Annotated in this window: 12 protein-coding genes and 1 pseudogene; 1 reads left to right on the top strand and 12 read right to left on the bottom strand. The window is 45.8% G+C overall.

Going from position 1 to position 11,976, the window contains the following annotated elements; translation table 11 throughout:
* Positions 1-109 precede the first annotated feature (109 nt).
* From ACRRSW_RS00445 to ACRRSW_RS00415, 7 genes and pseudogenes are all read right to left on the bottom strand, one after another.
* A complete protein-coding gene (locus tag ACRRSW_RS00445; protein ID WP_432460593.1) occupies positions 110-661 on the bottom strand; it encodes a PepSY domain-containing protein in 552 nt (183 codons plus the stop codon).
* Between the two features lie 251 nt (positions 662-912).
* On the bottom strand, positions 913-1,572 hold the full coding sequence (locus ACRRSW_RS00440; protein WP_432460592.1) for a substrate-binding periplasmic protein: 660 nt from the start codon (positions 1,570-1,572) through the stop codon (positions 913-915).
* A 119-nt stretch (positions 1,573-1,691) separates the two neighbouring features.
* Positions 1,692-3,293 (bottom strand): M48 family metalloprotease, encoded by a 1,602-nt coding sequence (locus ACRRSW_RS00435; protein ID WP_432460591.1) that lies wholly within the window; start codon positions 3,291-3,293, stop codon positions 1,692-1,694.
* A 2-nt stretch (positions 3,294-3,295) separates the two neighbouring features.
* The gene (locus ACRRSW_RS00430; RefSeq protein ID WP_432455172.1) at positions 3,296-3,697 is read right to left on the bottom strand and encodes a hypothetical protein; all 402 of its coding nucleotides are present in this window, start codon (positions 3,695-3,697) and stop codon (positions 3,296-3,298) included.
* 32 nt (positions 3,698-3,729) lie between these two features.
* Positions 3,730-5,379, bottom strand: a complete 1,650-nt coding sequence (locus tag ACRRSW_RS00425) for a CHASE2 domain-containing protein (protein WP_432460590.1) — start codon at positions 5,377-5,379, stop codon at positions 3,730-3,732.
* A gap of 261 nt (positions 5,380-5,640) precedes the next feature.
* A pseudogene (locus ACRRSW_RS00420) lies at positions 5,641-6,087 on the bottom strand (PLP-dependent transferase); the annotation flags it as partial.
* A gap of 56 nt (positions 6,088-6,143) precedes the next feature.
* Positions 6,144-6,599: a MarR family winged helix-turn-helix transcriptional regulator gene (locus ACRRSW_RS00415; RefSeq protein WP_432460589.1), complete on the bottom strand. Its 456-nt coding sequence runs from the start codon at positions 6,597-6,599 to the stop codon at positions 6,144-6,146.
* A gap of 112 nt (positions 6,600-6,711) precedes the next feature.
* Between ACRRSW_RS00415 and ACRRSW_RS00410 the strand changes: the two genes are divergently transcribed.
* Positions 6,712-7,134, top strand: a complete 423-nt coding sequence (locus tag ACRRSW_RS00410) for an organic hydroperoxide resistance protein (RefSeq protein WP_432455175.1) — start codon at positions 6,712-6,714, stop codon at positions 7,132-7,134.
* Positions 7,135-7,267: 133 nt separating this feature from the next.
* On the opposite strand, the gene ACRRSW_RS00405 is transcribed toward ACRRSW_RS00410, so the two are convergent.
* The 5 genes from ACRRSW_RS00405 to ACRRSW_RS00385 form a co-directional block, all read right to left on the bottom strand.
* On the bottom strand, positions 7,268-7,747 hold the full coding sequence (locus ACRRSW_RS00405; protein WP_432455176.1) for a GNAT family N-acetyltransferase: 480 nt from the start codon (positions 7,745-7,747) through the stop codon (positions 7,268-7,270).
* Positions 7,748-7,875: 128 nt separating this feature from the next.
* Positions 7,876-7,965, bottom strand: coding sequence for a DUF1294 domain-containing protein (locus tag ACRRSW_RS00400; RefSeq protein WP_432460588.1), 90 nt, complete (start codon positions 7,963-7,965; stop codon positions 7,876-7,878).
* Positions 7,966-8,114: 149 nt separating this feature from the next.
* Complete coding sequence (locus ACRRSW_RS00395; RefSeq protein ID WP_432460587.1) at positions 8,115-8,759, bottom strand: FMN-binding negative transcriptional regulator; 645 nt, start codon at positions 8,757-8,759, stop codon at positions 8,115-8,117.
* 293 nt (positions 8,760-9,052) lie between these two features.
* Positions 9,053-10,996 carry a methyl-accepting chemotaxis protein gene (locus tag ACRRSW_RS00390; protein ID WP_432455179.1) on the bottom strand — a complete coding sequence of 648 codons (1,944 nt, stop codon included), beginning with the start codon at positions 10,994-10,996 and terminating at the stop codon, positions 9,053-9,055.
* Positions 10,993-11,916, bottom strand: a complete 924-nt coding sequence (locus tag ACRRSW_RS00385; RefSeq protein ID WP_432460586.1) for a hypothetical protein — start codon at positions 11,914-11,916, stop codon at positions 10,993-10,995. Before ACRRSW_RS00385 ends, ACRRSW_RS00390 begins: the two co-directional genes overlap by 4 nt.
* Positions 11,917-11,976: the final 60 nt, after the last annotated feature.

Genomic DNA, 11,976 nt, shown 5'->3' with positions numbered 1-11,976 from the left:
CAGATGGGTCATGGGCGGCCTTACCCACCCCATAACTCATCCCCAATAAACCAATAAGCACTACCTGATCGAGGTAACTGCAACACTGATTCGTGATAATTCAAACCTGTTAGTGTTTCAATACCGGAATGGTTTCACCATTTAGTACATCCACAATCACTCGCTGCTTACCTTGCTCACCGAGTAACTTGAATTTGTAATAAGTGATGCCCTTTTCATTTTCTAATTCCAACTCTAGCACTTGCGCCTGAAACTTACTGCTAAGCATCGCCACCGTTTGGCTCAAAGAAAAATCTGCTTGGCTTAGCTGCTCCAGCGCTAAACGCTCATCCTCATCCAATTTACTGATACCTAACAGCGTCAACTTGCGGCTTTCATTTTTTAACATTTCGCCATCGCTCAAACTCAATTTAAGCTTGTGTTGCTGTCCTTGGTTTAGGTTCACGACTTCTATTTCATAAACGGCCTGACCATGATAGTCATCCAACTCAAGTTCGGTAATTTGTCCAGCGTAAGTATTGTGAACCTTTTCGATAGCCTGCTCTAAGCTAAAGTTGGCCCGCTTAATGGCTAAAGCAGATAACGCCTCGTCATCGGCCATCGCTGCGGTAGAACTGAATGCAAGCGCAGCCGCCAGACAGATTTTTGTTGATAATCTCATGGGGGATCTCATCACTTGTGGTCCTGTGTTATGTCACTGCACTCACTATAAGCGATCCCTCCTTACCGCAAGGTGGCGATCACATTACATTTTGTTCATGTTCCAATCCGTCACCACAAGCACCAAGAAAAAGCGCCATTATCAATGGCATTCACCCACGCATGCTCTGCATGAGATTGGTCAATTCTTATCTTCAGAAGTTTAGTTTGAACAAACCACCATCCATGCAACAGAGTCAAATTCGAATCTGCTTATTCAGATTGAATCGTGAGTTGCTGCAGAATGTGCGTGAGCTCTGAGGCAATAGCCTGATGCTTTTGATTCAAGTAATGATATAAATAAATCTGGTCGATCGGCGGAGTGACGGCTCTAGTCTGTTTATGCCAATACTTTTTAATCGCATACTCTCCGATCTGCTTCGGTAAAATAACCACATCTACGCGACCCCGCTCTAACATCGTAATCGCTTGATTGGCACTGGTAAAATACTCCACAGCAGGATGGTTTTTTAGCTGCTCATGAAAAGCCAAATGACCTCGCACCAAGCCTACGCGATAGGGGGTTAATTGCTGCCATTGACTCACATGAATGCTGTCATCGACAACAAATGCGGATACCACCAGCGTTTTTACCGGAACCGGAATTCGAATATAGTTGGTCAAGTAGTTTTCCACCAATTGACTACGGGCAAGTTCGGCATCAATATTGGGGTTGTCTCTAGCCTGCCGTAAGGCACGTTTTGCCGGCATTCCCAATAATTCAATTTTATAGCCCATGATCGCATATGCGGAAGAGATCATATCCAGCACCTCTGGTAGCGCATTGGCACCAGCTGCAGCAGAAATCCGCATGGTTGATCCCGCCATCAAGGGAAAGCAAATAAACAAAAACACAATCACCAAAGCTTTCATACAGTCCCTACGCTTTGCTTATTTAATTGATTAGTCATTTTTATTCTAGCCAACTTATACATTAAATCATCATTAAGTGTTTTTTTTCCACAGCTATATCAAACAGCTGGTTCGCAATGCTAAAACAGTGTATTGATCCTTTCTAGCAGCGACTCTGTTGGCGTCGCTTGTTCGGGGATCACCACTGGGATTTTCGCAGCCGTGTTACAACGTAAACTCAAATCTTTACGACCGACGGCTCGACATTTATCTAACCACTGATTCAAAGCTTCAATATCGTTCTCTTGATAATACAAACTCACCCACTGTGGATACAAAATACTTTGCTCGGTCAATTGCGCTTGGGTCTGCCGTAAAATTTTTTCCGCTTGGCGATAACGCTCAGCCAACTGATAGGTCTTCACCGCATAGAGACTTGACTCCAAAGACAAATTTTTCCAATCCTTAATTAAATCGAGATTCTTTACCGCCTTGTTCAATTGACCCTGTTGTAAACGAATTTGAGAAAACACTATGCGAGGATAGCCATCGCTGCCGGTTGGTTTTGACACCGCCTTTCTAGCCGATTTTTCGGCACTCACTAGATCGCCCTGCTGCATCGCCTGAATGGCATTGCTTGCATGCCAATAATTGCGGGTAATTTGCACATCGGTACCAGACTTAACCTGCGCCTGGTAACGTTGTTGATGTAAAGGACGCAGCTTAATTGAACTCGCTTTATATTGGCGTTGGATGTACTTACTCAGATCCGCGCTACGTAACTGAGCGGAACGATGGCGTTGCGCAAAAATTTGTAAAGCCTGAGTCGCCGCTTCGTTACCGGCATAATAGATCAAGCGCTGTGACAAGGAATCATCTTGCGGAATTTTTGACTCGGATAAAATAGTCACCACTTTTTGATATTCTTGTTTCTTCTGCAGCAGTTGCTGTTGAGTGAAAGTCTGGCTACTTTCAAGTCGTTGCAACGCCACGTCGTAGGCTCGTGGGTTATAACCCGCTCTCACTAACAGGTCGATGGCCAGTAAATCGGCTTCATCCTCATGTTCTCGGCTCATACTGGAATTAATCACATCCCGGCTCAGGCGATTAATCGCTAAACTGGTTTTAAATATGTCCTTATAGGTATTTTGCGTGTGCTGGCTGTTCTTACTCTCCACTTTAATCTGTTGCTGATCGCGACTCACTTCAAGATCGCCAATGGCCATTCCTAAGTTTGCCAGCTGGGCCATTTCTTCAACCGTTTCATGCTGTCGCTTAAAATAGGCGTTGGTATTATTGTGTCCCAACAAAATATGCGAAAGCTCATGGGCAATCACAAAAGCAATCTCAGCTTCTGTTTCACAATCAGAGATCATCCCCATCGATAGCACGATCTGCTGGCGGGTGGCGTAAGCGCTGTAACTTCGCGAAAGTTCAATCGACAAATCAATCTCGGGTCGATGACCCGGCCAACTAGATAACAACTGATTTAAGATCCCATCAAAGTAGCGCAGCAACTGCTGATGACTGAGTCGATCTTGGCTGAGTATCACATCCTGAGCTAAATCATCGGGTTCACTGAGCGAACTTGCTTGAAGCGCTAAGCTAACGTCTTCACTGTCCAAAAATTCGCCCTCAAATTGGTCTACTTTATTGGTCGAGGCCAAATTCAACGACGGAAAATTCTGAGTGGCACAAGCGCTTAACAGCAGCGTAAAAGAGATGATTTTCAATATCTTCATGGCTAGCATCCCTCTCCAAATCCAGTCGATGCGTAGACCTTAGTCCCTTGGTCGTTAGAAAGACTTTGCGTAACACACGGTCCTAAAGATTTTGCCTTTTTGTCCGTTTCGACGCTGTCTTGAAAGATCCACACCTTTTCCCCCGATATATTTAACTCGACCATACCAGGGTCAACAATATGCTGTAACACGGTTAACGAGCTTGTTTGCAAATTGGGAAGCTCACTATGAGGGCTTTCTTTACAAGTAAACTCTCCCTGCGAGTCTCGATAACAAAGCTCTATCGGATCGTACTTAAAGCGCAACACTTTAGCGCCAACCAACGATAGCGCCTGCACTGGTGGTAGTAAAAGCAAACCCACGACGAGTAAGAGTAAGCTGAAATAAAGTCGTAATCTCATCATATTCTCCTTCCAATAAATGGCTTAGGCAGCCATTACTTTCCTTTCATCAAACGTGATACCAAGTCATGGAAGCCGATCAAGGCAAGCAGACTCAGCAAAAATACCGCCGCGTAATAGAACCAATGGATCAACACCAAGCCAGTCAACCAAGCTAAACCGAGCAAAGCCAGCAAGATCAATTTGTTGTTTTTGATTAAGCTCCAGCAGCAAGTCAACTTCGCCATCCGCGACAATGGCGAATAGAACATATGGAGCAACTCGCACTTGAAAAGTGTCAATTGATTGGAGTAGAAAGCCATCAACTGAGCGAATAATTGGTGTAAAAACGTAGGGATAATGGTCAATAAAATTAGAATAAAGGCATACCAATTGACCGGTCCGTATTTCAAATACTGATATGCGGATAAGACGCAGAGAAAGGTCAACAAAATCGCCAGCAAGGCCATGATGAGTCCTTTCCAATGATGCTGATGCGGCTTAGCCACGGCGTTTAAAGCGCTATTCTCCAGATAGTGAAATCGATAATAGAGGGCCGCATATAAAAATATAGTCTGTAGTATTCCTTCAATAAGATCGCTCACATTAATCCCTAAGCCATCGATGGTTGTAGGCACATGCCAATAGTTCTCACCAAAATTAATCAGGTTATCGAGCGCAACGGCATGTAAGAAGACCCCAGCCAACGACCCATTCACTGGTGATTCCACCAGATCGGGAGAACCTTCGATCCCATAACCCACCAAAACCAAGCGCTGCTGCAGTCGCCTGAGTTTGGCAGCTTGATCATCTTGAAAAAACTTAGTAGCGGAAATCGTCAGCACTTGCGGGCAAGGGTAAGCTACTGATTTTTTAAGCGCCTCTCCAGATAATCCCGAATGAAACAACGCCAAAAAGTTATCTCGCAAGGATTGAAGGCGCCGATAGAGTCTAATCAAGGTTGATTGCTCAGCCTTTAAGGTCCGAGGCTGGCACTGGACACCTTCCGGTAAGTAGGCAAAATCGGACTGGTTTTCAGCCGCTTGATTACTCCATTGCACGATCATTGGCGCGGTAAACCGCCCGCTTTCCACCAAATCTTCATCGCTATAAGGACATACATTTGGCTCACTAAGGCACCAAATACGATATAAATCCATAGCAGCCGAGCGGTAAGCTTTGCCATCCAACTGAAAATTTAGCGGATAATAATGCTGATAATCGCTCCAACCAACGGCACTAAGCTGACTAGCGGCGGAAATGCTCTGGCGCAAGCCAGAATCTTTCTGGAAGTATTCCGAACGATCCATATGCGGAATACTCGCCATAAAAACCGGGAATTTTTGATTGGTCTTGCGTAACCGTTCGGTCCACAAACTTTGATAGTTTGAGCTTGGGTAATATTGAAGAATATCGAAAAAAACAGCTTTTGGCTGATAGTGTGCAATACGGATCAACAGCTGATTGAGCGAGCTATAATCAACCGGATATCGGCCAGCATAATGTCGAATAAAGGCTTCATCCAGCAACACCACGGCGAGCTGTGCTTGTGCCTCAAGCGGAAACAAGGGGGCATTAAAACCAATGATAAGATCTTCATTGTATTTTTCTGAAGCGCTCCGTAATCCAAAAGGATTCAGAAAAAAAACCAGCATCAATAACAGCGAAATCACGGCTGCCTTGAGCTGAACCACCCTATTATCCATCGATGCTTCCTTGCTTGCGAACTCCGAGCCTCACATCAGGTTCACGAAATCACGACTTTTCCCTAAGCGTGATATAACGACAACCCAGAAATTTAACTAAATTGCAACCTAACGTTAACTATAAAACAATTATTGATAAATCCAAAAATGTAAGTTTTACCGCATGTATCTCTGGCTTGACACCCATCGACTGGCTCATTATTTGAGACACAAAAAAGCCAGCACAAAGCTGGCTCAATATGAATATGCAATCTGCCTTGCTTAACTTTTATCCAGGGCTTGGCTCACATCATCAATAATGTCATCGATGTTTTCTATCCCAACCGAAATCCGCACCAAATCGGCACTCACCCCTGCCGCTGCCAACTCCTCATCATTCAGCTGACGGTGGGTTGTTGATGCGGGATGACAAGCTAAAGACTTTGCATCACCAATGTTCACTAAATGTAAAATCATCTGCAGCGCATCAATAAACTTTCCACCAGCATCTTTACCGCCCTTCAAGACAAAACTTAAAATACCCGAGGCTTTCCCCCCGACAATTTTATTGCAAAGTGCATAGTAAGGGCTGGTGGGCAAGGCCGCATAATTAACCCAAGCGACTTTAGGATGCTATTTTAAGTAGAGGGCTAATTTCTCGGCATTCTCACAATGGCGTTCCATACGCAAGCCTAAGGTTTCTAAGCCCTGTAAGATTTGGAAGGCATTAAAAGCGTTTCAATCAAGCTTTCTCTTTCTCATACCGATTGCTTTATGCCGAAATTTTATTTTAGCAATTGACTCAATAAGTGCTCACAGCCTTGCTTCAAAGCCTGCAGCTCTTCTAAAGGCATGTCTACCTGACACAACATCGCTGTAGGAATGGCCAGCGCCTGTTCTCGCATCGCTTGTCCCGCGTCACTTAAGCTAATCACCCGCACTCGCTCATCTTGCTCGCTACGTGCGCGAACCACCAAACCTTTCGCTTCTAAACGTTTCAGTAGCGGCGTTAAGGTACCCGAATCCAGATGCACCTTTTCCCCCAGCTGTTTCACACTCACGCGACGCTGCTCCCACAACACCATCATCACAATGTATTGCAGGTAGGTGAGGTCCAGTTTTTCTAATAAGGGGCGATAAGCTCGCCCCATCGCATTGGAAGCACTATAAAGGGCAAAACACAGCTGCTTATCTAAACTCAGGCTAAAGGATTGTAGTTTATCTTTAGAAGCGTCACTCATGGCTAAACTCGCTCGGAATTAAATTGTGCACAATATACTTGCATTCCAACCAGAACTCAATTAGAGTTGCTAACAACTTAATTGCACACAACCTAAATAAAAGGGATCCAGTATGTCTACTTTATACACTACCTCTGCCACTGCATTAGCCGGCCGTAACGGTCAAGTCACTACCGACGACAACAAACTCGATTTAGCCTTAAGCTATCCAAAAGAAATGGGTGGTAGTGGCGAAGCGACCAATCCAGAGCAACTGTTTGCAGCTGGTTATGCCGCTTGTTTCTCGAATGCAATTTTACATGTGGCGCGCGAAGGCAAAATCGCGATTAAATCAGCACCAACGACCGCGATTGTAGGGATCGGCCCCAATGAACAGGGTGGTTTTGTGCTCAGCGTAGCCTTAGCCGCTGAATTAGAATTAGAGCAAAGTGCCGCGGTCGAACTGGTTAAAACCGCTCACCAAATATGCCCTTACTCAAATGCAACCCGTGGTAACATCGATGTTAAACTAAGCGTCAACGGTCAAGCACTTTAAGCACCTCCATCGCCGATAAAAAGCCAAGCAAGAGCTTGGTTTTTTTTGCTTGATGAACTCGCAATGATAGGCGAACTCGGAGTTTAAAAACCAATACACACCCTAAAGCGAGAGCTCACAGCGAGCCAAGCCTTTACCATCCTGATAAAGCGGTTAAATCTTTACTCATACTGTAGTTTTCCAGCGTTTGGCCGCGAATGTGCACCTGATTTTGTTTTAACAGCATAAAACCTTGTCCAACAAAAAATTGTTTTGCCCGCTTCGATGCATCCACCCAAAGGCGCTCCAGCCCTCGCTGTAAAGCTAGCGTTTCAATATGCTGATATAAAGCACTGGCCACCCCTTGCCCCTGAAACTGGGGATGCACATAACAACAATCGATATAGTCGCCATCAAGTTCAATAAAACCTAACAGCGTCTGCTCGTGCAAAGCCAAAAAACAACGTTCGGGCAATAAACGGCTTCGCCAAAGCGTCTCATCAAAGGGCTCCGGTGCCCATGCCTGTTTTTGTAGCGGGGAATAAACCTCATCATCAATGGCATGCACCGCCGCAGTAAATAGCTCGGCGACCAACAGAGCATAGGGCTCAGTATAATGACAGATTTTCAACATCGCCCTCCTCACATCAATCGCTTGGTCAACCAGACTCGATAAACTGTCGTATAAGGGCTATACCAATCCCCCAGCAAAGCACCGTGAATCACAATACTCTGATAGTAAACCCGACGAAAACTGGCCTTCTACGTTTTATGGCGAAACCATGGCTGCGCGAACATCGTGCCCGGCCAGCCACCTAGCAGCGCCAGCCCATGCAGGTAAGGCTCTTTCACTCACCACGCCCCGCGTCGCGTAGCCGATTGATCAAATGCGTAAACTGCCACCGACAACAGACTCATCAACAAATAAATGACCGCGAGAAGTAAAAGTTTATAGCGCTAAGCCGCATAGCAAGCCTAAACCCCACCGCATCAACTGTCTGTTAATTACTTTCAGACTGGATCCCTGACATTTGCCGAGCCAATACTTCTGCCATCGGGTGTTGGCGCTCAGCCAAGCCCCGCAGTACCCCAGCTTGATTCTGTGGACTTTGGTTTTGACTCATTTTACTTTTTGCTTGTACTTGCTCAACACTCACCTCAATCCCCAGTATCGCCTTATTCAATTGCTCAATGTAGGATTCTGGCGCATCGCGGAGCTGCCAAGGTTGCGGCTGTTGCGCCTCGTGTGTTTTAGTTAACTCGGCTAATAAGGCCAGTTTCCATTGGCTATCATCGATCCCGCGCAATTGGCCATTAATATGCACAACCTGATAATTCCAAGTCGGCACAACCCTAGGATCACTTTGCTTGGTAGGGTAATCATTAGGCGAAATATAGGATTGTTCCGCCTGAAATATCACCAGCACAGACAGAGGCTGAGCCAGTCTTTTAGCTAAAGGATTCCCCTTGGCAATGTGCCCACGTAAAACCCATTGTTCAGGCTGCACCTCATGCAATAATAGCGGAATATGTTCCGCCACCAAACCGGTTGCGCTTTGACTCACAATACAGGCTAAAGGGTAGTTACCGAGCAACTCAACAGTGCTCGACCAATCATCTTGGATGAAGGGCTTAGGAAGATACATTAGAACCTCTAAAGATACTCTGGAAACGGAAGCAAAGCCGTTCCTAGGAAAACTTAAGCTGGCCGATGTCCATCATACAAAACAGCATCAACTTAACTATAAATTGCTGAATATTATAAATTATGTTGCAAATTTTTAGCTAAGGCTAGTGATCAGTAGAAATCAGCAGGGAACGTAGTATCCATCAAACACCTGCACAGCTGGCGCACTCAGCTAAGTTCCAGCGACGTGATTTAAGAGCTTGAATGCCACAAACACTGAAGCGGCTCACTTAAGCCACTTCAGTGCCTTGGTCATACTTTGAAGTTCGCGATGCTCGCTTGGATCTGATGGCTAAGTTGTCCAACTTTTTCAGCTTGCAGAGCCGTATGCTCGGTCCCTTCTAAACTACGCTGCGCCCCTGATTCCATTCCTTGCATTTCATTGACCACCGTCTCAGAAGTATTCAATTGCGTATCACAGGCACCACTCACCTCGTCCAACAAGCCGGTAATATGGCTGGCTAACTCATGGGTTTGGGTCACCGAGCCTTGCATTTCTGACATCAATTCAAAACTACTACTGGCTTGAGAACGCCCTTCACGCATTTGTATTTCAGTTTTCTCCGCACCTTTCACTAAATCTGACATCATCTGCTCAATCTGCTCCGTTGAGCCACGAGTTTGCATTGCAAGATTTCGAACCTCATCGGCCACCACCGCAAAACCGCGGCCATGCTCGCCTGCGCGCGCCGATTCAATCGCCGCATTCAGCGCCAAGAGATTGGTTTGTTCGGCGATACTGTTGATCACTTCTAATATTTTACTGGCATCTTTACTATTTTTAGCCAGTTCACGCATATCTTCCGAAGCGCCATCCACTTGAGCCACTAACTGCTTAATTTCGCTAGTTGCCGATTGAGTTAATTGACTGCCCTGCTCCGAGGCCTGATTAATGGAGACTGCCGAACTATCAGCATTACGCACCAAATCGGCCACTTCGCTAAAACCTTGCGACAGCTGGCCAATATGACCACTAACCTCTGATACCACCCGCTGCTGCTCACCCATTTGAGTTTTTGACTGTTGCGCTAAAGTATTAAGTTGCCCCGCAGCCCCATTCAGCTCGGCAACATGCTGATTAATATTAGTGACGGTGGTTTGTAACAGTGCAATAAACTGATTAAAGGCCGAGGCCAACTGAGCAAGCTCGTCGCGCCCTTTTACCACTAAACGCTGCGTTAAATCCCCATCGCCTTGGGCAATTGCTTGCATCGCCTGCACCATCGCTACCACGGGCTGGCGAATTAAACGAGTAATAATCAAGCCCATCACCAAAGAAATCACCACAATCGACAAACCAAAGGCCATGTTAGTCCATGCTGTTTGCTGTAGCTGCTCACTAATCGCTGAACTCGATTGACTCACCATTTGCCACTGTTGTTGCAGGGTATTACTGGCCGCCGCGACCACTTGCTCTGCCGCAGGGTTAAGTAAGTCATCCTTCAAGAGTTGCTGCTGCTCAACCAGATCAAATAAACGATCAGCCGAGTCAGCGAACAACTGGACCTGCTGTTCTACCAACTGGATCCACTGTTGATGACGCTCTCGATTTAAGCCCTTGATCAAATCGAGTAAGGTGTTTTGTGCGCCAAATAGCTCTAAATAAAAACGGTCTTTACTGCGACTATCTTGCCGGTTGAGATGGCTCATTAAGGCAATCGAGGCGGCCTGTATATGATTCGCCAAGTTAACCGTGAGCGAGGGCAGCATGCCTGAACTGGTGATATCTAAGGTGGCATGAATATCCGAGAGCTTAGCCAAAGTTTGTGGGACTACATCACGTAATACACGGCTTTCTAACTGACTAATTTCAGCCAATAATGGTACTAATCCCTCAACAAAGTGTTGGTCGAGTAGTTCGCTATTAGCGGTAATTTGCGCGGCATCGCTAAACCCGCGCAGGTGCGGGCTCTGTTCCAATTGCTTCGCTTGTTCGGCCAGTTGTTGATACTGCTCAAGTAGCGCAGGCGCTTCGGTTTCACTAAAGTGCGACTGCAACACTAAACGTTGCAGCGCATTGACCGATAAATCTCCAGCTAAACGAGCGCTCGGTTCAACCTCCTGAGAGAAAGCCTTGGTTTTCTGTTGTACCCCTGTCAGCGAATGATTACTACTCCATATCATCAAGACCATGAGTAATACGATACCAACCGGAATAAGCGCGATTTTTTGACTCAAACTTAATCGATTAATCATAGGGCTGGCGCTCCCAGCATGCTTAGTAAGCCATCACGTAGTTGAATAAAAGCAGCATAACTTTGGTTCGCATCACTCAGCAAAGGAGGATCCATCACTTGGCTATCCTGCTCAATTTTAAGAATGGTTTTACCGCGATGTAATTCGGCGCGGATCAGAATACTGGTATCACGAACCGCCTCAATACTCGATTCGCCAACGGGTAAACGATCGGGCTTACTTGGTTCAATATCCAATTGGCGAAATAAACGCTCAATCAGATACAAGCTCTGATAAGCCAAAATATTCACATCGGTCATTTGACGGTCATGGTACTGACCAAGTGAACCGAGTTGCAAAGGAAGGTTTTTCGCTTCACTAATCAGCTGCAAGTCGCCGCGGATCAACGCCAAATCTGCGCTCATCGCAGAGACCGTTTGCGGCTCAATCAAACCCTCAAACAATTGTTCTATCACCACTAGCTGCTGATAAACATCATTTTCAGTCATTCCTAGTGGACGCTCCAATTCGGGGCCCTCTGGTAGTGCTAAGTGCTTAGCGACCGCGGCCAACTGTTGCTCAACCTGATCTAAATAAGGCAGCACATTACGGGGGCGCATCACACTATATGCAACCGCTAAAGACGACGTGATTGGCAAAGACATTTTTTGCTGTAAGGCCGCAGCTAAACGACCAATTTGCTGGGTTTTAAAAACCAAGTGTGAAGCCAACTTATCGGCGACAATTTGTGGTTCGGGCTCTAAGGTAGGTAACTGTTGCTGGGCACGGATAGCCTGAACTTGCAGGGCTATCTGCTGTACTTTTTGATACAGATGATTGTTATTTACAATCGCCGCCAGGCTACTCGAACTGAACAGTAGAATACCGCTAATAAACACCAAGCGTCGAATAATTAAGTAAAAACGTATTTGCAGAGTCACGATATATTCTCTTCCTTAAGTTCGGTTTTCACGCCTATTTTATAATGTTATTTACTTAAC

This window comes from Agarivorans sp. QJM3NY_25 (assembly GCF_050870875.2).
GTDB lineage: Bacteria > Pseudomonadota > Gammaproteobacteria > Enterobacterales > Celerinatantimonadaceae > Agarivorans.
This window is presented reverse-complemented; position numbering and strand designations above follow the sequence as displayed.

Excerpts from the sequence above, each read along its gene's own strand:
- ACRRSW_RS00445 (WP_432460593.1), bottom strand. The coding sequence starts at position 661 with ATGAGATTATCAACAAAAATCTGTCTGGCGGCTGCGCTTGCATTCAGT.
- ACRRSW_RS00440 (WP_432460592.1), bottom strand. The coding sequence starts at position 1,572 with ATGAAAGCTTTGGTGATTGTGTTTTTGTTTATTTGCTTTCCCTTGATG.
- ACRRSW_RS00435 (WP_432460591.1), bottom strand. The coding sequence starts at position 3,293 with ATGAAGATATTGAAAATCATCTCTTTTACGCTGCTGTTAAGCGCTTGT.
- ACRRSW_RS00430 (WP_432455172.1), bottom strand. The coding sequence starts at position 3,697 with ATGATGAGATTACGACTTTATTTCAGCTTACTCTTACTCGTCGTGGGT.
- ACRRSW_RS00425 (WP_432460590.1), bottom strand. The coding sequence starts at position 5,379 with ATGGATAATAGGGTGGTTCAGCTCAAGGCAGCCGTGATTTCGCTGTTA.
- ACRRSW_RS00415 (WP_432460589.1), bottom strand. The coding sequence starts at position 6,599 with ATGAGTGACGCTTCTAAAGATAAACTACAATCCTTTAGCCTGAGTTTA.
- ACRRSW_RS00410 (WP_432455175.1), top strand. The coding sequence starts at position 6,712 with ATGTCTACTTTATACACTACCTCTGCCACTGCATTAGCCGGCCGTAAC.
- ACRRSW_RS00405 (WP_432455176.1), bottom strand. The coding sequence starts at position 7,747 with ATGTTGAAAATCTGTCATTATACTGAGCCCTATGCTCTGTTGGTCGCC.
- ACRRSW_RS00395 (WP_432460587.1), bottom strand. The coding sequence starts at position 8,759 with ATGTATCTTCCTAAGCCCTTCATCCAAGATGATTGGTCGAGCACTGTT.
- ACRRSW_RS00390 (WP_432455179.1), bottom strand. The coding sequence starts at position 10,996 with ATGATTAATCGATTAAGTTTGAGTCAAAAAATCGCGCTTATTCCGGTT.